The sequence below is a fragment of the Oribacterium sinus genome (genome assembly GCF_963537195.1).
Classification (GTDB): domain Bacteria; phylum Bacillota; class Clostridia; order Lachnospirales; family Lachnospiraceae; genus Oribacterium; species Oribacterium sinus_A.
In genome coordinates, this window is record NZ_CAUTEG010000029.1 from 1 (window position 1) to 25,042 (window position 25,042).

Annotated in this window: 22 protein-coding genes and 1 pseudogene; 21 read left to right on the forward strand and 2 right to left on the reverse strand. The window is 46.4% G+C overall.

From position 1 onward, the window contains the following. From RYL27_RS05055 to lpdA, 21 genes are all read left to right on the forward strand, one after another. Positions 1-1,107, forward strand: a 1,107-nt coding sequence (locus tag RYL27_RS05055; RefSeq protein ID WP_314965686.1) for a serine/threonine protein kinase, incomplete at its 5' end; no start/stop codon positions are given. After that, positions 1,104-1,676, forward strand: a complete 573-nt coding sequence (locus RYL27_RS05060; RefSeq protein ID WP_314833345.1) for a hypothetical protein — start codon at positions 1,104-1,106, stop codon at positions 1,674-1,676. The genes RYL27_RS05055 and RYL27_RS05060, both read left to right, overlap by 4 nt. A gap of 189 nt (positions 1,677-1,865) precedes the next feature. After that, positions 1,866-2,948: an ABC transporter ATP-binding protein gene (locus RYL27_RS05065; protein ID WP_314965688.1), complete on the forward strand. Its 1,083-nt coding sequence runs from the start codon at positions 1,866-1,868 to the stop codon at positions 2,946-2,948. Then, positions 2,938-3,756, forward strand: a complete 819-nt coding sequence (locus tag RYL27_RS05070; protein WP_314965690.1) for an ABC transporter permease — start codon at positions 2,938-2,940, stop codon at positions 3,754-3,756. The genes RYL27_RS05065 and RYL27_RS05070 overlap by 11 nt, the downstream gene beginning before the upstream one ends. Then, the gene (locus RYL27_RS05075; RefSeq protein WP_007158112.1) at positions 3,756-4,553 is read left to right on the forward strand and encodes an ABC transporter permease; all 798 of its coding nucleotides are present in this window, start codon (positions 3,756-3,758) and stop codon (positions 4,551-4,553) included. Before RYL27_RS05070 ends, RYL27_RS05075 begins: the two co-directional genes overlap by 1 nt. A 113-nt stretch (positions 4,554-4,666) precedes the next feature. Next, entirely contained in the window at positions 4,667-5,752 is a 1,086-nt protein-coding gene (locus RYL27_RS05080) for an ABC transporter substrate-binding protein (RefSeq protein ID WP_314965714.1), read from the forward strand. A gap of 245 nt (positions 5,753-5,997) precedes the next feature. Further along, complete coding sequence (locus RYL27_RS05085) at positions 5,998-7,068, forward strand: lactonase family protein (protein WP_007158109.1); 1,071 nt, start codon at positions 5,998-6,000, stop codon at positions 7,066-7,068. A gap of 3 nt (positions 7,069-7,071) precedes the next feature. Next, complete coding sequence (gene aroC / locus RYL27_RS05090; protein WP_314965692.1) at positions 7,072-8,220, forward strand: chorismate synthase; 1,149 nt, start codon at positions 7,072-7,074, stop codon at positions 8,218-8,220. Positions 8,221-8,452: 232 nt separating this feature from the next. Then, complete coding sequence (locus tag RYL27_RS05095) at positions 8,453-9,343, forward strand: sulfite exporter TauE/SafE family protein (protein ID WP_314345589.1); 891 nt, start codon at positions 8,453-8,455, stop codon at positions 9,341-9,343. 108 nt (positions 9,344-9,451) lie between these two features. Beyond that, positions 9,452-10,459, forward strand: coding sequence for a proline racemase (locus RYL27_RS05100; protein ID WP_183684349.1), 1,008 nt, complete (start codon positions 9,452-9,454; stop codon positions 10,457-10,459). 423 nt (positions 10,460-10,882) lie between these two features. After that, positions 10,883-12,319, forward strand: a complete 1,437-nt coding sequence (gene proS / locus RYL27_RS05105; protein WP_314965695.1) for a proline--tRNA ligase — start codon at positions 10,883-10,885, stop codon at positions 12,317-12,319. A 13-nt stretch (positions 12,320-12,332) separates the two neighbouring features. Then, positions 12,333-13,595 carry a CCA tRNA nucleotidyltransferase gene (locus tag RYL27_RS05110; RefSeq protein WP_314965696.1) on the forward strand — a complete coding sequence of 421 codons (1,263 nt, stop codon included), beginning with the start codon at positions 12,333-12,335 and terminating at the stop codon, positions 13,593-13,595. 216 nt (positions 13,596-13,811) lie between these two features. Then, positions 13,812-14,810, forward strand: a complete 999-nt coding sequence (locus RYL27_RS05115) for a lipoate--protein ligase (protein WP_314965698.1) — start codon at positions 13,812-13,814, stop codon at positions 14,808-14,810. Positions 14,811-14,822: 12 nt separating this feature from the next. Beyond that, positions 14,823-15,065, forward strand: coding sequence for a biotin/lipoyl-containing protein (locus tag RYL27_RS05120; protein WP_314965700.1), 243 nt, complete (start codon positions 14,823-14,825; stop codon positions 15,063-15,065). A gap of 20 nt (positions 15,066-15,085) precedes the next feature. Continuing rightward, entirely contained in the window at positions 15,086-15,997 is a 912-nt protein-coding gene (lipA, locus tag RYL27_RS05125) for a lipoyl synthase (protein WP_314328385.1), read from the forward strand. Then, entirely contained in the window at positions 15,984-16,967 is a 984-nt protein-coding gene (locus RYL27_RS05130; protein WP_314965703.1) for a lipoate--protein ligase, read from the forward strand. The genes lipA and RYL27_RS05130 overlap by 14 nt, the downstream gene beginning before the upstream one ends. A gap of 201 nt (positions 16,968-17,168) precedes the next feature. After that, the gene (gcvT, locus tag RYL27_RS05135) at positions 17,169-18,260 is read left to right on the forward strand and encodes a glycine cleavage system aminomethyltransferase GcvT (protein WP_314965704.1); all 1,092 of its coding nucleotides are present in this window, start codon (positions 17,169-17,171) and stop codon (positions 18,258-18,260) included. Between the two features lie 149 nt (positions 18,261-18,409). Beyond that, positions 18,410-18,784 (forward strand): glycine cleavage system protein GcvH, encoded by a 375-nt coding sequence (gene gcvH, locus RYL27_RS05140; RefSeq protein ID WP_183684357.1) that lies wholly within the window; start codon positions 18,410-18,412, stop codon positions 18,782-18,784. A gap of 101 nt (positions 18,785-18,885) precedes the next feature. Next, complete coding sequence (gene gcvPA, locus RYL27_RS05145) at positions 18,886-20,199, forward strand: aminomethyl-transferring glycine dehydrogenase subunit GcvPA (RefSeq protein WP_314965705.1); 1,314 nt, start codon at positions 18,886-18,888, stop codon at positions 20,197-20,199. Then, positions 20,199-21,626 (forward strand): aminomethyl-transferring glycine dehydrogenase subunit GcvPB, encoded by a 1,428-nt coding sequence (gene gcvPB, locus RYL27_RS05150; protein ID WP_314965707.1) that lies wholly within the window; start codon positions 20,199-20,201, stop codon positions 21,624-21,626. The genes gcvPA and gcvPB overlap by 1 nt, the downstream gene beginning before the upstream one ends. 164 nt (positions 21,627-21,790) lie before the next feature. Then, on the forward strand, positions 21,791-23,188 hold the full coding sequence (gene lpdA, locus RYL27_RS05155; RefSeq protein ID WP_314965709.1) for a dihydrolipoyl dehydrogenase: 1,398 nt from the start codon (positions 21,791-21,793) through the stop codon (positions 23,186-23,188). Positions 23,189-23,490: 302 nt separating this feature from the next. Here the strand turns inward: lpdA and RYL27_RS05160 are convergent, their stop codons facing one another. After that, positions 23,491-24,750: a glycerate kinase gene (locus RYL27_RS05160; RefSeq protein ID WP_314965712.1), complete on the reverse strand. Its 1,260-nt coding sequence runs from the start codon at positions 24,748-24,750 to the stop codon at positions 23,491-23,493. 7 nt (positions 24,751-24,757) lie between these two features. Next, positions 24,758-25,042 (reverse strand): annotated as a pseudogene (locus RYL27_RS05165) (N-acetylmuramoyl-L-alanine amidase family protein); the annotation flags it as partial.

A 25,042-nucleotide genomic window follows, 5' to 3' on the forward strand; every position in this document is an offset into this window, starting at 1 on the left:
TACGGCTTGGGAGCCACCCTGTATCATCTTTTAACCGGGCATAATCCTTCCCTTCCCCCCTATGAAATCAAGCCTATTCGAAGCATTAACCCCAATCTTTCTCAGGGTCTGGAAAACATTTTGCTCTGCGCCACGGAGAAGGATCCGGAGCAGCGTTATCAAAACGCGGAGGAGTTTCTTTACGCCATTTCCCACGTGGAAGAAAGTGATGAACGCTATTATAAGAAGCAGAGAAGAAAATTTCGTCTCTTTTTAAGCACCCTGCTTCTATCCGGAATCTGTTTTGCTCTGGGCTTCAGCTTCCTCCTGTCTTCCCAGAGCCAGAAGGAGGAGCGCTATACCATGCTCCTGCAAAATGCGGAGGTGCAACAGGACGGGGCGGAGAAGGAGAAGAACTATCTGGAAGCCGCCAATATGCCGGATATGGAGGGCAGAGAGGAGGCTTATCTGGGCTTTATTCAATCTGCCAAGTCGGATCAGGTCTTTAGCCGGGAAGAGGCGGGAACCTTGGAGGAGCTGATACGGAAAAACAGGGCGGCTCTTTTAAAGCATCCCGAGGAGTATGGAGACATTTGCTTCCAGCTGGGAAAAGCCTTCTGGTATTACTATGAAGGGGAGGACAATGCAGGACGGATGGAGCGGGCGAAAAGTGCAGCGCCCTGGTTTGCCAATGCCTTGGAATATCTGGAGGATGGGGATTCCAAGAAGAGCATTGCCCTAGTGTACGAAAGAATCGGAAGCTTTTATCGGGATATTGCCACCAATATCGTGGAGGCCAGCGATCAGGGCATGTATAAAACCCTCTTTGAAGATTTCCAAACTCTCTTCCAGGAGGTTGCGGTAAAGGAAGAAGAGGGAGAAATGGTTCGTCTGGAGCTTCTGGAGTTTATGGCGGAAAGCATAGAGCAGTATGCCGGAAAGATGCGGGCGGATCAGGTGACTCGTTCCGCCATGGAGGATGCTTTACTTCGTATAGAGATGCTGCTTCCGAAAATCAGTGTGAACAGTGAGCTTACGGAGGAGAAGAAGAAAACGTTGGAGGAGACCTTGATGGATGCGAAGATTGCCGTTCAGAATGTCTTTTCACAGGAGGAAGATAAGGGATGAAATGGTTAGCGGTGGATCAATATTCCGGCCTGTTTTTTATACTGGGCTTTGTCTTTCTTTTTTGCAGCATTCTTCTTTTCATACTCTTTCGGATTCCCGGAGTCTTCCTGTACTTAAGCGGAAGTCGCCAGAAGAAGAACATTCAAATCCTGAGAAGGAAGAGAGAGGAACAAAAGAAAAAAGGCTTCTCCCTACAGGGAAAAATCGATATGGAATTTCTTCGGAAGCGTTCTGAAGAAAAGCAGGAAGAAAAGAGAAGAATGGCGGAGCAGGCTCCCTGGAAGCAGGAGGGAGAGGCTACCGCCAAGCTTTTGATGCCGGAGGACAACTATAGAGGACAGGAAACCGCCCCGCTGTTTTCTTCGGAGGCACTATCCGGCGCTTCTTTGGGAGCGCCTACGGGAACTTCATCGGGAACTCCTTCGGGAGCTTCGTCGGGGATTTCCGCTGAGGCAGGAGAAACTGTAAAGATTCCGCTCCCTGCAGAGAGCCCTTCCGGAGCTGAGAAAAATCAGGCAAAGCCAAAGAGCGGTTATGTAACCTTGTATGAAATGGAGTCCGAGTCCTAAAAGGACTTAAACTCCTAAGACTTCTCAAGTTTATAAAGCTCATAAAGCTTCTAAAATTCCATTTTAAAGTCTAACGAAATTTCCTTCGTAAATTTCTTGTATTTGCGTTCATTTTTGATACAATGGACACGTTGCTTTTTTTTTGGAAAAAAGAAAAGGGCAAAATAATAAGAAGGGGGTTTTTATGAGTTGGAAAAAACGCTGATTGATTTAAAAGGAATTACCAAGACATTTGACGGAGAGCTGATCTTAGATGATCTGAATTTATCTATTCGGGAGAACAGCTTTGTTACCCTGCTGGGACCCTCCGGATGTGGAAAGACCACCACATTACGGATTATCGGAGGCTTTACCCAGCCGGACAAGGGACAGGTTTTATTTGACGGACAGGATATCACCGGATTGCCGGCCAATAAGCGGCAGCTGAATACGGTATTCCAGAAGTACGCCCTGTTTCCCCACATGAATATTGCAGAGAATATTGCCTTCGGTCTTCGGATTAAGAAGATGTCGGAAAGCTATATTCGGGAGAAGATTCAATACGCCTTAAAGCTGGTGAATCTGCAAGGCTATGAGAAACGTTCTGTGGATTCCCTATCGGGAGGACAGCAACAGAGAATCGCCATTGCCAGAGCCATAGTGAATGAACCCAGAGTACTTTTATTGGACGAACCCCTGGGGGCTTTAGACTTAAAGCTTAGGCAGGAGATGCAATATGAGCTTATCCGTTTGAAAAATGAATTGGGCATTACCTTTATATATGTCACCCATGATCAGGAAGAGGCCTTGACCATGTCGGATTATGTGGTGGTAATGAATCAGGGTTATATTCAACAAGCAGGAAGCCCGGAACAAATCTATAACGAACCGGAAAATGCATTTGTAGCTGACTTTATCGGAGACTCCAACATTGTCCCCGGCGTAATGCTGGAGGACCGTTTGGTGCGTATTTTTGGTGCCAACTTCCCTTGTATAGATGAGGGATTTGGAAAAAATACCCCTGTGGATGTGGTGATTCGTCCGGAGGACGTGGAAATCCTGGAAGAGGGAGACGATCGTGCGATTCTGAAGGGAACCATGACCCACATCATTTTCAAGGGAGAAATATACGAGATGGAATGTACCACGGAGGATGGCTTCGAGTGGCTGGTACACTCCACGGAAATGCATGAGCCGGGGAAAAAGGTGGGGATTTATGTGCGCCCCTCCAATATTCAAATTATGAATAAGCCCGAGTCTGAAGACGAGGAGGCATTGGGCATTGAAGAATAAAGGAACAAGGCTTCTGGCCGCCCCCTATCTGATCTGGATGGGTGGATTTATTGTGATACCCTTACTTTTGGTTTGGTACTATGCCTTTACAGACAAGACCGGTGCATTTACTTTAGATAATTTAACAAAGATTTTTTTATGGGAGAACTACAAGCCCCTGTATCTGGCGGTGCTTCTTTCCCTTTGCAGTACCCTTTTATGCTTTTTTTTGGCCTTTCCGCTAGCCATGGCGCTTCGGAACAAAAAGGTGGGAAAGGGTTCTTTTGTGGCCTTTATCTTTATCCTGCCCATGTGGATGAATTCCTTACTCCGCATCCTGGCATGGCAGACTCTTTTGGAGCGAAAGGGCGTGCTGAATGAGATTTTGATAGCTCTGCATTTACCTACCCAGAGCCTAATCAACACCCCCTATGCCATTATTTTGGGTATGGTTTACGATTTCCTGCCCTTTATGATTTTGCCCATTTACAATACTTTAAGCAAAATCGATGACAATACCATCAATGCCGCCTACGACCTTGGGGCCAGCTTTTTCACCACCCTCTTTCGGGTGATTCTGCCCCTGTCCATTCCCGGCATTGTGTCCGGCGTGACCATGGTTTTTGTGCCGGCACTGACCACCTTTGCCATTTCCAACATTCTCGGAGGGGGCAAGATTTTCCTTATCGGAAATGTCATCGAGCAGGAATTTACGGTGAATTCCAACTGGAATGTGGGTTCGGGACTGTCCATGATCTTAATGGTCTTCATCATCGCATCCATGGCTATTCTGTCCCGCTATGACAACGGAGAGGGGGCGATTTTCTAATGGAAAAGAAATCTGTTCGTATTTTGGAAAATGCCTATCTGGGATTGGTGGTGCTTTTTCTCTACGCACCCATCTTCATGCTTACCGCCCTGTCCTTTAATGCGGGAAAGAGCAGAGCCCATTTTACCGGCTTCAGTCTTCGCTGGTATGTGGAGATGTTTCAAAATGAGGATATTATGCAGGCTTTGCAAAATACCCTTGTGATTGCCTTTTTGTCCGCCTTTATTGCTACGATTCTCGGTACCATGGCGGCGGTGGCTCTTCGGAAAATGAAGGTGCTTCCCAGAAGTCTGATTATCGGTGTCAGCAATGTGCCTATGCTGAATGCGGATATCGTAACCGGTATCTCTTTGATGCTTTGCTTTATTGCCTTTAAAATCAGCCTGGGCTTTAAGACCATTTTGATTTCCCATATTACCTTTAATCTGCCCTATGTGCTTTTGTCCGTTTTGCCCAAGCTTCGGCAGAGCTCGGAGGTGAGCTATGAGGCGGCATTGGACCTTGGGGCAAAGCCCCTCTACGCCTTTTTCAAGGTGGTGCTTCCGGATATTATGCCGGGAGTTTTGTCCGGCTTCTTGCTGGCATTTACCATGAGTCTGGACGACTTTATCATTACCCACTTTACCAGAGGTGCGGGAATCAACACCATTTCCACCCTGGTGTATGCGGAGGTCAGAAAGGGAATCAACCCCAGTATGTATGCCCTTTCCACCTTGATTTTCGTTACGGTCTTTATCATCCTTTTAATCGCTAATTTTGCCCCGAGCTTTATGGGAAGAAAGGAGGAAAAGGCATGAGGAAAAATTCTGAAAAGAATTCTGAAAAGAATCTTTGGAGCAATTCGGGAGAGCGTGCAGGAAATCTTATAAGTAAGGCCGCACAACAGAAGCTAAGAAAGCTTTTTCTGCCTATGGCAGCAGGCTTTACGATTTTGCTCGGCGCTTTACTTTTTGCATCCTGTGGACAAAAGAGTAATGAGTCCACAGAAAGTCCGGATGACAATGTAGTCAATGTCTATAACTGGGGAGAGTATATCGACCCGGAGGTGATTACGGAATTTCAGCAGGAAACCGGCATCAAAGTGGTTTACGATATGTTTGAAACCAACGAGGAAATGTATCCCGTCATCGAGGCGGGAGGCGTGCTGTATGATGCGGTTTGCCCCTCGGATTACATGATTGAGAAGATGATGCAGAACCATCTTTTGGCGGAAATCGACTTTAAGAACATTCCCAATATCAAGGAAATCGGAAAAGAATATATGGAAATGTGTGCGGAGTTCGATCCGGGAAATCGTTACATGGTACCCTATACCACGGGAACCGTAGGCATTCTTTATAACAAAAGAATGCTGGATGAGCTGGGCGTGCCCTACCCCACCAAATGGGCGGATCTTTGGAACCCGAAGCTGAAGGGAGAAATCCTGATGCAGGACTCCGTACGGGATGCCTTTATGGTGGCGCTGAAGAAGGAAGGCCATTCCATGAATACCGTGGATGACAAGGAGTTAGATGAGGCCATGAAGGATTTGATTGCCCAGAAGCCCTTGGTACAGGCTTATGTGGTGGATCAGGTCAGAGACAAGATGATCGGAGAAGAGGCGGCGGTAGGCGTCATTTACTCCGGAGAAATCCTTTATGTGCAGGGAGAGCTGGAAGGCACGGACGTGGAAGTGGACTATGTGATTCCGGAGGAAGGCACCAACCTGTGGGTAGACGGTTGGGTAATTCCCAAGAACGCCAAGCATAAGGAAAATGCGGAAAAATGGATTAATTTCCTCTGCCGTCCGGATATTGCGGCGAAGAATTTCGAGTACATTACCTATACCACCCCAAACGTAGGCGCCTTGAAGCTTCTTTCGCCGGAATATACGGAAAATAAAGCGGTATTTCCGGATATGGCGGAGGTTTTGAAAAAGGGAGAGGTCTTCAGCTATTTGGGAGAACAGGACGAAGCCAAGTACAATGACCGTTGGAAGAAAATCAAAGTGTCCTAAACCCTATTTGAAAAAAATCTGACAGAACCCCTCTTTATGGAGAAAGTCCATAGGGAGGGGATTTTTCTATTCTTAGAAATTTTAGAAAAGCTTTTTATTCGGAAAATTTTTTGCTAAAATAATTAACGTTAAAAATTTTTCGAGAGTGAAGAAATAAACGGACAGAGAGACTTTCGAAAGGAAAAAAAGCAAAAGGAAAAAGCCTGGATTCATCCGGGAAGACCATGGCAAAAGGGGGAAGAAAAATGCGCTCAAAATATGTAGCATATATCGGTTCTTATTCATACACCGGCTCTGCCAAGGGCATAACCATCTGTGATGTGGATATGGAAAAGGGAAGATTTGAAAAAAGAACAGAGGTGGAAGTAAACAACTCCTCCTATGTGGCGGTTTCTCCCGATAAAAGAACCCTCTATTCCATTGCGGATGAGGGAATTGTTTCCTTCCGCATTTTGGATAACGGAAACCTGAGCAAGTTAAATACCAGAAATATCCGTGGAATGCGCGGTTGCCATCTTGCCGTAGATAAGAAGGGGGAGTACCTGATGGTGTCCGGCTATCATGACGGAAAGTCCACCCTGCTTTCTTTGGAAGCGGACGGCTCTGTAGGCCCGATTGTGGACGGCGTTTATGACCAGGGCATCGGTTCCGTGGCGGAGCGTACCTTCCGCCCCCATGTTTCCTGCTCCCGTATGACGGATGACCAGAAGTTTATTTTGGTGGCGGATTTAGGAATTGATCAGGTGAAAATATTTCGCTTCGACAAGGCGGATCGGAAGATGCGACAGGTGGATACTTTGCGATGCGAACTGCAATCCGGTCCAAGACATTTCCGTTTCTGCCCGGACAGGAATTACCTCTATCTTTTGTATGAATTAAAAAATGTGGTGGATGTGTATCATTTTTCCGAGGGAGAGAAGGACTCGGAGGTGAAGCTGGAGAAGCTGCAGACCATTTCCACCCATAACGATAAGGAAAATAACCCCTTAATCGCCGCTTGCCAGATGCGTTTTTCTCCGGATCCGGATGCTTCTCATCTTTTTGTGTCCAATGCGGGAATTAATACCATCACCATCTATGACAGAGATAAAGCGACAGGGCTTTTAACCATGAAGGGAAGCCTTCCTATCGCCGGCGAATATCCTAAGGACTTCTGCATTTTCCCGGATGAAAAGCACCTTGCGGTAGCCAACAATGAAAGCGGTACCATTACCTTTTTCAACATTGATTATGAGCAGGGACTTTTAACCATGTGTGCAAGAGAGCTGGAAGTGGATGAACCAAACAGCATCTGTATGGTAGAGTGTCGGGGGTAAGGAATGGCGGGAAGTCAGTTTGGAAAAATATTTCATATCAGTACCTTTGGCGAATCCCACGGTAAGGCCCTGGGGGTGGTTGTAGACGGCTGCCCCGCAGGGCTTTCCCTGTCGGAAGAGGATATTCAGGAAATGCTGGAACGGCGCCGTCCGGGGAAGAATCTGAAGATGACTCAGAGGAAGGAAGGGGACAAGGTAGAGATTCTTTCCGGTATTTTTGAGGGAAAAACCACCGGTACGTCCATTGCCATGGTCGTGTGGAACGAGGATCAGCGCTCCAAGGATTACGGGGAAATTGCCCATGCCTTTCGCCCGGGCCATGCGGATTACGGCTTTTTTGCCAAATACGGTTTTCGGGATTATCGGGGGGGAGGTCGTTCCTCCGGAAGGGAAACCATTGCCAGAGTGGCGGCGGGAGCCATTGCCAAGAAAATGCTTTTGGAGCTGGGGGTTTCCGTCCGGGCCAAGGTCATCGAGCTTGCCGGCATTTCCCTGACAGAAGATCGGCAGAAGGCGGAGCTTTTGGCGGAACAGAAGATTCTCTCCTTAAGGGAGCAGGGGGATTCTGCCGGAGGTATTGTGGAATGTCTGGTGGAAGGTCTTCCTGCCGGCATCGGGGAGCCGGTTTTTGATAAGCTGGATGCCTCCCTGGCAAAGGCCGTGATGTCCATCGGTGCGGTAAAGTCGGTGGAAATCGGAGACGGCATCGAAGTGTCCAAGAGCCTTGGCTCCGAGAACAACGATGCATTTTTCCTTATGGAAGAGAACGACTGTGAATCAAAAGAGCAAAATTACGATTCGGAAGAGCGGGGAAGCCATTCTATTTCTATGGCGGAAGGCTCTAAGTCCTTTATGGGAAGCTTACGAAAGGGCAGCAACCATAGCGGCGGCATTCTGGGGGGAATGAGTGACGGAAGCACCATTCGTATCAGAGCCGGCTTTAAGCCCACACCTTCCATTTCCAAGCCCCAGCAAACGGTAAATGAAGCGGGAGAAGAAATTACCATCGCCATCAAGGGACGTCACGATCCTACGGTGGTGGAGCGGGCCAATGTGGTGGTGGAAGCCATGACGGCTTTAACTGTGCTGGATGCCATGCTGGAGAATCTCAGCGCCAGATTGGACTATGTGAAACGGGCTTATCGAAGATAAGAACAAACGAGATATCGCACACTACGCGTGCGATACTCGTTAAGAATAAAAATTTTTATAAAAATTATAAAAGTTTTTAAAAAATTTTTGCTTATACCGCTTCTCAATAGGAATTGACGAAGTAGCATTTTCGTCTTAAAATGAGGAAAAGAACAATTGGGAATTATTTCACAATGAATGAGAACGGCAGGAGTCTCTTTTGTGAAAGATTTTGCAAGGGGGAGAGAAAGATATGAATGCTCAACAAATGGTTACTGTAGGCTTGCTCGTGATACTGGGCATTTTAGCGCTTATTTTTTTAGTCGCATTTGTAAAGGATTTACTGGCGCATAAGGATAGCATGGAGAAGGAAAGCAATACCGCGGTTAGCAGTGCTATCGGTTTTGGAATTAACTTCTTCGACGTATTCGGTATCGGATCCTTCGCTCCGGGCGCTTCCCTTTACAAGGGCTTAAAGCAGGTGGATGACAAGCTGATTCCCGGCACCTTGAATGTAGCTTGTACTATTCCTGTCGTTATGGAGGCCTTCCTCTTTATTCAGGGAGTGGAAGTAGAGCCTATCACATTGGTTACCATGCTGCTTGCGGCTATGGTCGGTGCATGGATTGGTGCAGGAATTATTTCCAAGCTTTCCAAGCAGATGATTCAGCTGGTTATGGGTGTTGCCATGGTAGTAATCGGTTTCGTCATCATTTTACAGGTGGCGAATGTTATCCCCGTAGAAGGAACCGCCATCGGACTCAGCGGAATAAAGCTTATTGTTGCTATCGTAATTAACTTCTTCTTAGGCGCAGTTATGACTGCCGGAGTTGGCTTATATGCACCTTGTCTTGCCCTGGTTTGCGTATTGGGTATGGACCCGAAGGTTGCCTTCCCCATCATGATGGGATCCTGCGCATACCTTATGCCGGTTGCTTCCGTTCGTTTCGTAAAGGAAGGCAGCTACAATAGAAAGGTAGCTTTGTGGGGAACCATTTTCGGCTCTTTGGGTGTATTTGTAGCAACCAGAGTAGCATTAGGATTACCCTCTCACATTTTAAAGATTATCGTTATCTGCGTTATGTTCTACACCGCAGCAACCATGTTCTATTCCTTAAGCAAGGAAAAGAAGCAGGCGGCATAAAGAACACAGAAGATGACGCAGGATTGAACTATTACTTGTTCAGAATCGGAAAAGTCGTCTTATGGGGCGACTTTTCCTTTATAAAAATAAACTATGGAGGTAAGCATCATGAAATTCAGCAAGAGTATTCACGCAGTTGATTCCCACACAGCCGGTGAGGCTACCAGAATCGTAGTAGGTGGAGTCCCTAAAATCCCCGGAAAGACTATGCCTGAGAAGAAGCAGTGGCTTGAGGACAATATGGATTATCTTCGTACCGCTATTATGCTGGAGCCGAGAGGACACAACGATATGTTCGGTTCCATTTTGACACAGCCTACAGTGGATGAGGCCGATTACGGTATTATCTTTATGGATGGCGGCGGATACCTGAACATGTGCGGACATGGAACCATCGGTGCTATGACCGTTGCAGTAGAGACCGGTATCGTTCCTGTAACAGAGCCGATTACCAAGATTGTACAAGAGGCTCCTGCAGGAATTATCCACGGTGAAGTTACTGTTGTGGACGGCAAGGCTAAGAAGGTAAGCTTCCAGAACGTTCCCGCTTTCTTATACAAGAGGGATCAGGAGGTAGAGCTTCCGGGTTACGGCAAGATTAAGTTTGATATTTCCTTCGGCGGATCCTTCTTCGCTATCGTGAAGGTAGACCAGATCGGTGTAGAGATTAAGCCGGAAAATGCAGATAAGCTGAACGCTTTAGGAATCCAGCTAAGAGACATCATCAACAAGGAGATTCCTGTACAGCATCCATTGCTTTCCCATATCCATACCGTAGACTTAGTAGAATGGTGGTCTACAACAGAGACCAAGGGCGCGACCTTAAAGAACTGCGTAGTATTCGGACAGGGACAGGTAGACCGTTCTCCTTGTGGAACAGGAACCAGTGCAAAGCTGGCTACTCTTTTCGCAAAGGGCGAGTTAAAGCAGGGAGATAAGTTCTTCTATGAGTCCATCCTGGGTACCATTTTCGAGGGAGAAATCGTAGGAACCACCAAGGTGGGAGATTACGATGCGGTTATTCCTCAGATTACCGGTTCCGCATGGATTACCGGCTTCAACCACTTTGTGATTGATGAAGAAGATCCTGTAAAGTATGGATTTATCTTAAAGTAAATTCAGTAATGTAGATTTGAAAATGAGCTGATTTGATTTTACAGAGCTTGCCGAAAGCCGGTGAAGTGAAGGACTGTAAAAATCAATAGATGAAGCGATTGCAGAATGGGTCTGTAAGAGGGGCAATCTGAGCCCGTCAGTACTTACTGAAAGCGAGCCAAAGCGAAGCTTGAAGTTAGTACTGTTACGAAGGCGAGGTTAGTGGGAGCGTGCCCCGAATACAGACCCATTCTGCATTAGCGCTTGTTTCTTCAATGGTTACAGTCCTTCCCTTCACAGGAGTGAGGTCGGTTCAGAGCGTACCTCTATTTTCTTCTTCTATAGATAAAATATTTTATAGGGAATAAAGATTGCAAATCCAAAATTCATCATGTAAAATCAAAGGATAGTTTTTTAACAATATCCAAAAAGGGGGAAACAGTTATGGCAGACAAGAAATTAGTAGAGCAAATTACTTCCCGTGAGGAAGACTTTGCGCAGTGGTATACGGACGTAGTAAAAAAAGCGGAGCTTACAGATTATTCTTCTGTAAAGGGCTTCATGGTTATTCGACCCGCAGGCTATGCTATCTGGGAGAATATCATGGCGGCTCTGGATTCCCGTTTTAAAGCTACAGGTGTACAAAACTGTTCTATGCCGCTTTTAATCCCCCAGTCCTTATTAGAAAAAGAGAGTGAGCATGTGGAAGGTTTTGCCCCTGAAGTAGCATGGGTTACCTCCGGCGGTTCCAAGAGACTGGAGGAAAGACTTTGTGTTCGTCCTACCTCCGAGGTACTTTTCTGTGACTATTATTCCAAGGTGGTAAAGTCCTATCGTGACCTTCCTCAGCTTCTGAACCAGTGGTGTTCCGTAGTACGTTGGGAGAAGACCACCAGACCTTTCTTAAGAACCAGAGAGTTCTTATGGCAGGAGGGACATACCGTTCATGCTACGGCAGAGGAAGCGGAAGAGAGAACCCTTTTAATGCTGGACATCTATGCGGATGTTTTGGAAAATGAATTGGCGATTCCTGTAGTGAAGGGTCGTAAGACCGATAAGGAGAAGTTTGCCGGTGCGATTGCCACCTATACGGTAGAGGCTTTGATGCATGACGGACAGGCCTTACAGTGTGCTACCTCCCACAACTTTGGAGACGGCTTTGCCAAGGCATTCCAGGTGCAGTATTTAAGCAAGAACAATACCGTTGAGCCGGTACACCAGACCTCTTGGGGAATTACCACAAGAACCATCGGTGCTTTAATCATGGTTCACGGGGACGATTCCGGATTGGTTCTTCCTCCTCGTATTGCTCCTGTACAGGTAAATATCATTCCTATCCAGCAGAATAAGGAAGGGGTACTGGACAAGGCCTTTGGTTTGATGAACAGCTTAAAGGATGCAGGACTTCGGGTGAAGGTGGATGATTCCGATAAGACCCCCGGATTTAAGTTTGCGGACAGTGAAGTAAGAGGAATTCCTCTTCGTCTGGAAATCGGACCGAAGGATATCGAAGCGGGACAGGTAGTACTGGTAAGAAGAGACACCAGAGAGAAGATTGTGGTATCCTTTGAGAATCTTGTGGAAGAAAGCAAGAAGCTTTTGGAGCAGATTCAGAAGGATATGTATAATAGAGCATTAACTTTCCAGAAGGAAAGAACCACCGATGCCAAGAGCTTGGATGAATTGGTAGCCTCCCTGGATAAGAAGCCCGGATTTGTTCGCGCTATGTGGTGCGGTTGCAGAGAGTGCGAGGAGAAGCTTAAGGAGTATTCCGGTATCACTTCCCGTTGTATCCCTGCAAAGCAGGAAAAGATTGCCGATACCTGCGTGGTATGCGGAAAGCCTGCTACAAAGATGGTTTACTGGGGAAGAGCTTATTAAAAAAGGAAAATGGATGAAAGATCCGAAAGCAATACAAATCACCGTTCCCAAAGGGGTAGAACTCATTATTCGACAGATTGAGCAGGCAGGCTACGAAGCCTACGCTGTCGGAGGATGTGTTCGGGACGCCCTTTTGGGACGAGAACCTGAAGACTGGGATATTACGACTTCTGCCAAACCGGAGGTCGTAAAATCCCTTTTTTTGCGTACCATTGATACGGGAATTGAGCATGGAACGGTGACGGTTCTGCTTAGCGCCCAGGAAGCCGGAGAGGGAGACAGAGCCTTTGAGGTAACCACCTATCGGGTGGACGGCATTTACGAGGATGGACGGCACCCTAAGGCAGTGTCCTTTACCGGAAGCCTGGAAGAGGATCTGGCCAGAAGGGATTTTACCATCAATGCCATGGCCTACCACATGGATAGGGGCATCATTGACTGTTATCATGGACAGGAAGACCTGGAAAATAAAAGGATTCGCACCGTGGGAAGGGCAGAGGAACGTTTTACGGAGGACGCCCTTCGTATGATGCGGGGAATCCGTTTTTCCGCCCAGCTGGATTTTCAGATAGAAGAGGACTGCCTTCAGGCCATGCTGGTTCTTCGGGAAAACCTCGGAAAGGTTTCCAAGGAACGGATTGCGGTGGAGCTGGTGAAGCTTTTATGTAGCCCTCATCCGGAGCGGGTGAAGCTGCTATTTTCTACCGGCCTTTCCGACTTTGTGACACAGCATTTTTCGGAAATCGAGAAGCGGGGAATTCCTTTTCTTTTAGGAAATGCCAAAGCTAAGAAGTATCTGCGCTTGGGCCTTCTGCTAAGGCACCTGCCGGAATATGCCAAGGAAATTTTGGAAGAGCTGAAGCTGGATCGGGAATGTATTGATCAGGCTTCCGCCTTTGTGGAGCTCTTTTCTTTGGAAGAGGCGGATTCTCCCTATGCCCTTCGGAAACGGCTTTCTCGGTACGGACTTGAACTGATTCAGGACTTTTATGATACCAAGGCGCTCCTATTGGAAAATGTTTCCAATACCCCGGGAAAGGCTATGGCGGAGCAGGTGCAGCTTCGACGTTCATGGCTTCAAAAGATTCAGGAGGAGGGGGATTGCTATACCCTTTCCAATCTGGCAATTAAGGGAAAAGATTTACTGTCTATAGGAGTGCAAGCCGGGCCGGCTATGGGAGAACTTTTGCATCAGGCTTTGGATTATGTGATGCTGAATCCTTCGGAAAATGATAGAGAAGCTTTGCTTTCTTTTGTAAAAAGCCGAATTTGTTAATAATTAAACAAAAATAAAAGTATACAACAGTATTTAAGAGGAAAATATGGTCAAAATAGACAAGTTTTCCTCTTAAATACTGTTATTATTTATAAATTCTAGCGCTATTATATCGACATTTTATAAATAATGATTATAATGAATATTGTAGAGGAAAAATCTCACTGTTTTTCCGAAAAAATAGAAAGAATTTTCGGAATAGAAAGAGCTGAGCCTATGATTGGAATTATAAATCCCTCCTTGGACCCCTTCTATAATCAGGCCTTGGAAGAATATCTTTTTCAGAATAGAACGGAGCGGGATATTTTTCTTCTTTGGCGGAATACTCCGGCGGTTATTGTGGGCTGTTACCAAAACATCAGTCAGGAAGTGAATTTGCGCCGTCTGAAAGAAAGAGGAATTCCCGTTGTTCGAAGAAGCAGCGGCGGAGGTACGGTTTATCATGACTTGGGCAATGTGAATTACAGCCTCATGAAGAAACGAAACAAGATTTTAGAGTATGACGATTTTCTCCTTCCGGTGATTACGGCTTTACGAGGGCTTGGGATTATGGCGGAGAAGAACAGATGCTCGGACATCGCCATAGGAGGAAGGAAGATTTCCGGCAGTGCCCAGAAGGTCACCGGAGAACGGGTTTTACACCATGGGACTCTACTCTATGCATCGGACTTAAGTCTTTTGGATGAGATTACCACCAAGAATAAAAGCATTCATATTCAGTCGAAGGCTTCTCCCTCAGCGATTTGCAAGGTTTGTAATATTAGCGAAAGCTGGGAAGGCTTGGGAAAGGAAGGCTGTCCCTTTACGGAACTTCCTCCCATAGAAAGCTTTATGGAAGCTTTAAGGGAGGCCATGGGAGCTAAGCCGGAAGAATTGGTGCTTACGGAGGCGGAAAAGGCGGAGGTAGAGAGGATTTGCCGGGAAAAATACCATTCTTGGGAATGGACCTTTGGAAAAACCCCCCATTTCTCTTTTGAGAAGGAAGGTATTTTCCAGGGAGAAAAAATCCGGATAAGCTATCAGGCCCGGAAGGGAAGAATCGAAGATTTTACAATCCAATCCCCTTATTTTTCGGAAGAGGAAGTCAGAGCACTTTTCCAAGGACAGTCATTTTCTTTAGAGCTTTTTGAAGAAAAGTTTTCCGATTTGGCGGAAAGACTTAAGCCACAGGATAGTAAGGAAGTCAGAGAAGTCTTAATAGGACTTGCATTATAGAAGGAGTAGAAGATGAAGAAAGAAATTGTGATTCCGAAGTTAAGACCGGAGATGCAGGAGGCAGTGGTTTGTGCCTGGTTGAAGGAAGTTGGAGATTCGGTAAAGAAGGGTGAACCGATTTTCGAGATTGAAACTGACAAGGTGGTTACCCAAGTGGAATCCGGCTTCGAGGGCACCCTGGTAGAGCAGTGCTGCGAAGAAGGCGATACGGTAGGGGTATTAGAGAAGGTCGCTTTGATTGAAGAGACAGTGTAAGGCAAGATAGGGAGCAAGATATGGAGAAGACATTGGAGAAAGCGGAGGATTTACAGGCTGCCCCTCCTTCTTTAGGGAAGAAGCCGGACTGGCTGAAGGTTCGATACAATCAGGAGGCTACCGAAGAGGTGGCAGCCCTGATGAAGGATCTTCGCTTGAATACCGTTTGTAAGGAAGCCAACTGTCCCAATATGGGAGAGTGCTACAGGAAGCACACGGCAACCTTTATGATTTTGGGAAGCGTTTGCACCAGAAATTGTCGCTTTTGTAATGTAAGCTGTGGAAGACCGGAGGCAGTGGACGAAGAAGAGCCTATGAATGTGGCTAAGGCGGCAAAGCAGCTACATCTGAAGCATGTGGTTTTGACCTGCTCCACCAGAGATGACTTGGAGGATGGAGGCGCCTTGCAGTTTGCCAAGACCATTCGGGCGATTCGGGAGCTTTGCCCCGGCACTACCATTGAAACTCTGATTTCGGATATGAAGGGAAGGACAGAGTCCTTAGACATTGTTCTGGAGGCCAAGCCGGAGGTACTGAATCACAATGTGGAGACGGTAAAGGAATTACAGAAGGCAGTTCGGCCCCAGGCGGCTTATGAAAGATCTCTAGGGGTGCTTCGCTACTGCAAGCAACATTCCCCGGATATCCGGGTAAAGACCGGCTTTATGGTAGGGCTTGGAGAGACGGAAGAGCAGATTGACAGGCTGATGGATGATGTGCTGGAAACCGGCTGTGATATCTTAACCATCGGACAATATCTGCAACCCACCAAGGAACATTACCCCTTGGCCAGATATGCCACACCGGAGGACTTCGCTCGCTATAAGAAGAATGCTCTTTTAAAGGGCTTTCACCACGTTGCCTCCGCTCCCTTAGCCAGAAGCTCCTACAGAGCTTGGGAAGCTTTGGAGGACGTGCATGGTTTATATTGATTTAGAGTCCACGGATGTTTATGAAAACTTTGGTTTGGAATATTACTTAGCCAAAGAAAAGAACTTGGAAGATACGGTTTTTCTTTTCTGGAGAACCACCCCTACCCTGATGCTGGGCAAATACCAAAACCTGGCGGAGGAAGTGAATCTTCCCTACGCCAGAGAGCAGAAGATGAATCTGGTTAGGAGGATGAGCGGCGGCGGCACCATTTACACGGACCCGGGAGGATGGCAGTTTACCTTCATTGACCGCTATAAAGAAGAGGGGATAGAGTTTAAGAAATATCTAAGCCCGGTTCTGGACGCCCTGGCAAAGCTTTCCGTAAAGGCGGAGTTTAACGGTAGAAATGACCTTTGTATCGAAGGACGCAAGTTTTCCGGCAATGCCCAGTATCATCTTGGGGAAAGCATTGTCCATCACGGATCCCTGCTTTTTTCCACGGATATCGAGAAGATGGTGAATTCCACCAGGGTGGATGAGTACAAGATTATTTCCAAAAGTATCCAGTCGGTGCGTGAGAGAGTTTGTAACATCTCTGACCATTTACAGGAGAAGATTTCCCCGGAGGACTTTAAGGAACTGATGGTTTCCGCTATTTTGGGAGAAGAGAATAAAGCCAATCGCCTGGAGCTTTCCAAGGAAGAAATTCTGAGAGTTAAGGAACTGGCCAAGACTCATTTTCAAAACTGGGACAGTCTGTACGGAAAGAATCCGAAGTTCAATATGGAAAAGATTGGACGCTTCCCGGGGGGGAAGATGCATTTTTCCTTAGAGATTCAAAAGGGCAAAATACAGGAAGCTTCTATTAGCGGAGATTTTTTCAGTACCCTGGATCCGGAGGAAATCAGTAAAGCCTTTGTAGGACTGGCTTTTGACCGGGATTCCCTTTTAAAGGGTCTTACGGAAAGAGGCTTGGAGGGAAAGCTTTATCGGATTTCCGTGTCTGAGATTGCGGATATGCTGGCCTAAAGGGCTTTGACGGACAAGCAGGCCGGTTGAACCGGAGAAAACCCATATATTTTTATTTTTTTACACATTGAAAAAGAAAAAAATTTTTTTTATAATGAGTTATAGAGTAATTACTTTTTGCCCGAATGTTCTGATATTAGGGGTCAGGCGATGGGGAAAAAGCATGATGATAAAATCACCATAAAACAAAGGAGGCAGTTTATGGAATTAAAGACACCGTTGTATGAAGCACATGTGAAGGCAGGTGGAAAGATTGTTCCTTTCGCCGGATTTCTTCTTCCTGTTCAGTATGAGCAGAGTGGAGTCATCAAGGAACACATGGCTGTTCGAACCGAAGCCGGACTTTTCGACGTGTCCCACATGGGCGAGGTACTTTGCAAAGGAAAGGATGCATTGGCAAATCTTCAGAAGATTTTAACCAACAATTTTGAGAACATGGTGGACGGACAGGCAAGATACAGCCTGATGTGTAATGAAAACGGCGGTGTGGTAGACGATTTAATCGTTTACAAGAAAGGGGATAACGACTACTTTATCGTTGTAAATGCTGCCAACCGTGAGAAGGACTTTAACTGGATGGTACAGCATAAGTTCGGGGATGTGGAATTCACCAATGTATCCGATGATTATGCCCAGATTGCCCTTCAAGGCCCTAAGGCTATGGATATTATCAGAAAGCTGACCTCCGAAGAAAATATTCCTCAGAAATATTACCATGCCGTATTTAATGCTACGGTTGACGGTATTCCCTGTATTGTTTCCAAGACCGGTTATACCGGAGAAGACGGTGTAGAGCTGTATCTGGACAGCAGCAAGGCGGAGGAAATGTGGGATAAGCTTTTGGCGGCAGGAAAAGAAGAGGGACTGATTCCCTGCGGACTTGGTGCCAGAGATACCCTTCGTATGGAAGCGGCTATGCCTCTCTACGGTCATGAGATGGACGATGAAATCACTCCCCTTGAGACCGGATTAAAGTTTGCGGTAAAGATGGATAAGCCTGATTTTATCGGAAAGGCTGCTATTGAAGCTAAAGGAGAGCCGAAGATTAAGAGAGTCGGCCTGAAGGTTACCGGCAGAGGTATTATCCGCGAGCATCAGGACGTTTTGGCGGGAGATCAGATGATTGGTCACACCACCTCCGGAACCCACTGCCCATTCTTAAACTATCCGGTAGGAATGGCATTAATCGATCCCAAGTATGCAGAGGTCGGTACTCAGCTTCAGGTAGACGTTCGGGGACGTAAGGTGGATGTAGAAGTGGTAGCGCTTCCCTTCTACAAGAGAGAGAAATAAAAGCAAAACATTTTTCAAGAGAGATTGCAGGCTTTAGGGGCAATACTCGAAGAAAGGCAAATTTTTAAAATCAGATTTTCTTCCGGGAAGATCTATTTTATAAAGAAAACGGTTTAATCAACACTACTTATTTTAAGGAGGAAAAAAAGATGGCAGTTCAGAAGGGATTACTTTATTCCAAGGATCACGAGTGGGTTAAGGAAGAAGGCGGAGAGTTCGTGGTAGGAATCACAGACTATGCCCAGTCCGAGTTAGGAGATTTGGTTTTTGTAAATCTTCCTGAAGAAGGGGACAGTGTAACTAAGGGAGAGGCTTTCTCCGATGTTGAGTCTGTAAAGGCTGTTTCCGATGTATTGTCTCCATTAACCGGTGTGGTTAGTGCAATCAATGAGGCTGTTTTGGATGCTCCCGAAAGCATCAACAGCTCTCCCTACGAGGCTTGGTTCGTAAAGGTAAAGGATGTTACAGAGAAGGAAGAGCTTCTTTCCGCAGAAGAGTATGAGGAGTTCTTAAAGACACTGTAAAGAGATAGCATGAGGATTCTTCCGACGAAGAGGATAGAATGGGAAAAAGGAGTTCTATCCTCTAAAGAGAAGAAACTATCCGAAAGAAAGGTGGTGGACTTATGGGAAAATACATTCCCAATACCGACGCGGAGCAGAAGGCGATGCTGCAGGAAAGCGGTTTTTCTTCCTTTGATGATCTGTTTAGAGATATTCCACAGGAAGTAAAATTAAAAGGCGAGCTTTCTATTCCTGCCGGTTTATCCGAGTTGGAAGTACGTAGAGATATGTCTGCATTGGCGGACAAAAACGTAGTGTTCCCGGTTATCTTCAGAGGTGCCGGAGCATACCGTCATTTTATTCCCTCTATTGTAAAGAGCGTGATTGGTAAAGAGAATTTCTTGACGGCATATACCCCGTATCAGGCAGAGACCAGCCAAGGTATTTTACAATCTATTTTTGAATATCAGACCATGATCTGCGACTTGACCGGCATGGACGTATCCAATGCTTCCGTTTATGACGGGGCTGAGGCTGCGGCTGAGGCAGTAGCAATGTGCAGAGAGAGAAAGAGAAGCAAGGCTTTGATTTCCGCTCTGATGCATCCGGACACGATTTCAACCATCAAGACCTATTGTCATGGTAATGGTATGCAAGTAGAGATTATTCCGGAGAAGGACGGTGTGACAGACGTGGAGGCTTTGAAGGCTAAGGCAGATGCGGAATCTGCTGTAGTTTTCATCCAGCATCCGAATTTCTACGGCAATCTGGAAGATGCAGAGAAGATTGGAGAGATTGCTCATGAGGTAGGGGCAAAGTTTGCTATGAGCGTAAATCCCATTTCTCTTGGTGTTCTTAAGACTCCCAGGGAGTATGGAGCGGATGTTGCGGTCGGTGACGGACAGCCTTTAGGACTTCCCATTGCTTTCGGAGGACCTTACCTTGGATTCATGGCATCCACTGATGCGATGAAGAGAAATCTTCCCGGAAGAATCGTAGGAGCTACAGAGGATCATCAGGGAAGAACCGGTTATGTATTGACTCTGCAGGCCAGAGAGCAGCATATCCGTAGAGAAAAGGCTTCCAGTAACGTATGTTCTAATCAGGCACTTTGTGCTTTAGCTGTAGGTGTTTACCTTGCAGCAGTTGGTAAGGAAGGCTTAAAGGAGGCGGCAAGTCTTTCCACTTCCAAGGCGCATTATCTGGCAAAGGAATTAGAAAAGATCGGCTTTAAGCCACAGTATAAGGCAGATTTCTTCAATGAATTCGTAACAGAGTCTTCCGTTTCTTCCGCAAAGGCATTAGAGGCTTTAGAGAAGGAAGGCATCCTTGGCGGATATCCTCTGGATGATAAGAGAATTCTCTGGTGCTGTACGGAAGTTAATGATAAGGCTTCTATGGACCGTGTAGTAGAAATCTTAAAGGAGGTGAAGTAATGCTTATTTTCGAGAAAAGCAAATCCGGCAGACATTGCAGTTTGTTCCCTCCCTGTGATGTGGAAGTGGTAGATGTTCCTGCAAAGGATCAAAGAAAGGCTGAATTACATTTGCCGGAGCTGTCAGAGACAGAAATCAGCAGACATTACACAGAGCTTGCTAAAAAGTGTAGAGGTGTAAATGACGGCTTCTATCCTTTAGGTTCCTGCACCATGAAGTACAATCCGAAGATTAATGATGATATGGCAGCTTTACCCGGTTTTGCAGAGGTTCATCCCTTGCAGCCGGAGCATACCGTACAGGGTTGCCTTTCCGTAATCCAGGAGATTGAAACGCTTCTTTGTGAAGTAACCGGTATGGATCGTTTAACGGTTCAGCCTGCAGCAGGTGCTCACGGTGAGTTTACCGGAATCATGCTGATTAAGGCTTACCATGAGAGCAGAGGGGATTTTAACAGAAACAAGATTATTATTCCCGATGCGGCTCACGGAACCAATCCCGCAACCGCTACCATGGCAGGCTACAAGGTGGTAACCATTCCTTCCAATGAGCACGGCTGTGTAGATATGGAGAAATTCAAGGCAGTTTTAGGGGATGATGTTGCCGGCTTGATGCTGACCAACCCCAATACCGTAGGTATTTTCGATGAAAATATCTTAGAGATTACCAAGTTAATCCATGATTGCGGCGGATTAAACTATTATGACGGTGCGAACTTAAACGCTATCATGGGCGTTGTTCGTCCCGGAGACATGGGCTTTGACGTTATTCACTTGAATCTTCATAAGACCTTCTCCACACCGCACGGTGGCGGAGGACCCGGAAGCGGAGTTGTAGGATGCAAGAAGCTTCTTGCTGATTTCATGCCCGGATATCTGGTAGACGGAGATGAAGTGAAGAAGTTTGTGAAGGCTCCACAGTCTATCGGAGACATGAAGGCCTTCTACGGAAACTTCCTGGTAGTGGTTAGGGCATTAACCTATATTAAGACCTTAGGAAAAGAAGGAATTCCACAGGCTAGTAAGAATGCGGTGCTGAATGCCAACTACATGATGAATAAGCTGAAGGATCTCTATACCATGGCTTATGATCAGATTTGTATGCATGAGTTCGTTATGAGCTTAGAGGATCTTAAGCAAAAGACAGGGGTTTCTGCAATGGACATTGCCAAAGCTCTGTTGGATAACGGAATGCATCCGCCCACAATGTACTTCCCGCTTATCGTTCATGAAGCTTTGATGATTGAGCCTACAGAGACAGAGTCCAAGGAAACTTTGGACGATGCTGTAGCTGTTTTCAGAAAGCTTTATGAGGAAGCTCAGACCAATCCCCAGGCGCTTCATGATGCTCCTGTAACTACTCCGGTAGGAAGATTGGATGAAGTAAAGGCAGCAAGAGAGCCGGTACTTCGTTATGAGTGGAAGTAAAATAAAGTAGATTTTCAGAGAGCTGTTATATAAAGATTAAGGAGAGGGGGAATAAAGCTTCCTTGGGGTAGCGAATGTCCCCTCTCTTCTTAGGAAAAGTCTTTATGTAACAGCTCTCCTTGCTAAAAAAGCGAAAACATTGAATAGTAGGGAGAATAAAAGATATGAATTATGATGTGATTATCATAGGAGCCGGTCCCGGCGGATATGTAGCGGCATTAAAGTCTGCAAAGCTGGGCTTTAAGACAGCTGTGGTAGAGAAGGATAGAGTGGGAGGAACCTGCTTAAACAGAGGCTGTATTCCTACAAAGGCCATGGTTCATGCCACTGAGCTTTACAGAGAAATGCAAAATGCAAAGGAGTACGGTATTTTTGCCGAGAATATTTCCTATGACTACGGCAAGATTTTGGAATATAAGCAGGACATTATCGATAAGCTGGTAGGCGGAGTGGAGCAGCTCTTTAAGTCCAACGGCATCGATTACCTGAAGGGGCTGGGAACTTTAGAGAAAGACGGTTCCGTTACCGTAAGCGGTGGAGAAGGAGCAGGAAATTATCAGGCGAAGCATGTGATTTTGGCTGTTGGATCCAAGCCTGCCTTAGTACCGATTCCGGGACTGGATAGTGAAGGAGTATTAACCAGTGATGAGCTCTTCCAATTACAGGAAGTACCCAAGAGCTTAAGCATCATTGGCGGAGGAGTAATCGGTGTGGAGTTTGCTTCCATTTTCGCCTCCTTAGGAACCAAGGTTACCATTCTGGAGGCTCTGCCCAGTATTCTGGCCAACATGGATAAGGATATTTCTCAGAATTTGAAGCTGATTTTAAAGAAGAGAGGCATCGATATCCATACCTCCGTTAAGGTAGAGAAGGTGGAAAAGGAAGCAGAGGGCGTTTCCTGCTTCTATACCGAGAAGGATGAGCCGGTAAAAGTAACATCTCAGTATGTGCTTTGTGCAGTGGGCCGTGTGCCCAATACCCAGGGACTCTTCGGAGAAGGGGTTGAACTGGAAATGGAGAGAGGCCGAGTAGTGGTAGACGAGCACTTTAAGACCTCCATGGACAATGTTTATGCCATCGGAGACCTGATTAAGGGCTTACAGCTTGCCCACCTTGCTTCCGCACAGGGCATTTGCCTCCTGGAGGAGCTGGCGGGACACAAGAGAAGCATTGATTTAAATGTGGTGCCCGGTTGCGTTTACACCTCACCGGAAATCGCCTCCGTTGGAATTACCGAGGCTATCGCCAAGGAGCAGGGCTTAGAAATCAATGTGGGTAAGTTCATGATGAGCGGAAACGGAAAATCCATGATTTCCAAGGAAGAGCGCGGATTTATCAAGATTCTGTCCGACAGCAAGAGTCATGCGGTTGTAGGTGTGCAAATGATGTGCGCAAGAGCAACCGATATGATTGGAGAGTTTGGCAATGCTGTGGCAAACGGCTTTACCGTTGAGCAGCTGCTGAAGGCTATGAGAGCTCACCCAACTTATAATGAGGGAGTGGGAGAGGCTTTGGAGGATGTATTCGGAGAAGCGGTACATTCCATGCCGAAAAAGAAATAGTTTAAATAGAGAACTGTGAAGAGTCAGCTGACTTTAAGCGCTTTTCGCAGGACAGCTTTGGAATCGGGGCACGCTAAGATTCCATAAAAAGTAAAAAGTGGCTGTAAAATCAAAATAGATTTTCTAAGCAATATAGGTCTGAACTTGGGGCACGCTCTCGCTAGCTTCGCCACATAGCGGTACTAACTTCAAGCTTCGCTTCACTCGCTTTCAGTAAGTACCGATGGGCTCAGACTACCCCTCATTCAGACCTATATTGCCGAAAATTTCTATATTTTGATGTTTACAGCCACTTTTCTTTATTACTTTTTATGCTGTAGGCGGTAGAGCCGCATCACCTGTTCCACAGTATCTGCCAAGTTCATCTTGGCAGTTTCTTTTTTTATGGCGTCTTCTAAAGTAATGATTTCTCTTAGGATGGGGAAGTAGGCGTCGATTCCGGCTTGGTTGCAGGCTTTTGCTCCTTCTGTAACGGCTCCTGCAAAGGCTATCACCGGAATTCCCTGTTCTTTAGCCAGCTTTGCTACACCGATTGGTGCCTTTCCCATGGCGGATTGTTCGTCCAGCCTTCCTTCTCCCGTAATCACTAAATCGGCTCCCTGCATCTTCTCGGAAAGCTTGGTTTCTTCCAAAATCAAGGAAACGCCGGACTTTAATTCTCCCTGAAGAAAACTGCGAAAGGCAAAGCCCAGGCCTCCCGCAGCTCCGGATCCGGGAGCTTCCGAATTGGCAGCAGGGTTATATTCTTTTACAAGCTCACTATAATGCTTCATCCAAAGATCCATTTGGGAAAGCATTTCCTTGTTTCCGCCCTTTTGAAAGCCAAAGATAAGGCTGGATCCATTTTCCCCATAAAGAGGATTTTCCACATCGCAGGCAATCTGAAAGGAGCACTGTAATAAACCCTCCGGTACAGAAGTATTTTCTATCCTAGTTAAGTCTTTCAGTCCTTCTCCGATAGGGAGAATTTCTTCTCCGTCTTCCTTCGTAAAACGAAAGCCCAGGGCGCTTAACATTCCGATTCCACCGTCATTTGTGGCGGAACCGCCGATGCCGATTAAAAAGCGATGACATCCCTTGTGATAGGCATCTAAAATCATTTGCCCAACGCCGTAACTACTAGTCTTCAGCGGATTTCTTTCCGCCGGAGAGAGTAAGGTAATGCCGGAAGCTTGAGACATTTCCATAACGGCAAGCTTCCCATCATTTGGGGAAAATTTTGTTTTCGGATATGTGTCCGAGTGTGTCTTAGAGTAGATTTTAGTCAGTGTTTCCCGGTGGGTATTCGATTCTGTTTCCGCCTGGGATTTCTCTAACTCTGTTATAATACCATAATGAGCTTCCACCTCTTGAAACAACGGCCCTTTTACCCGGACTGTTTCCAAGCTTCCCCCTAAAGCATCTACCAGCGTTTCTACGGTGCCTTCCCCTCCGTCTGCCAGAGGAGAAATTGCAACATCAGCATCAGGAACTACCCGTAAAATACCGCTTTTTATGGCCTCGCCCGCTTCTTTAGAGGAGAGGCTTCCTTTAAAGGAATCTATAGCAATAAGGATTTTCATAATCTGCCTACGCTGTCTGCCAAGCACCATCCGGGCCAAGGGGATAACCCTCAACCTTGGTATTGAAAAGCATCTTTCCGTTATCCGCTCCGGCCTGAGGGTTCAGATAGTACCACTTACCTTTAAGCTCCTGCCAACCGGTACGCATCTTGCCATTTTCCGCACCGACCTCTTCACTGAAGTAATACCAGAAGCCGCGAATCTCCTTCCAGCCAAGGCTCATCTTTCCCTGTTCACTGCCTTCCTTTTCTTCAAAATAATACCAGGCATTGTTATAGAAAAGCCAGCCGGT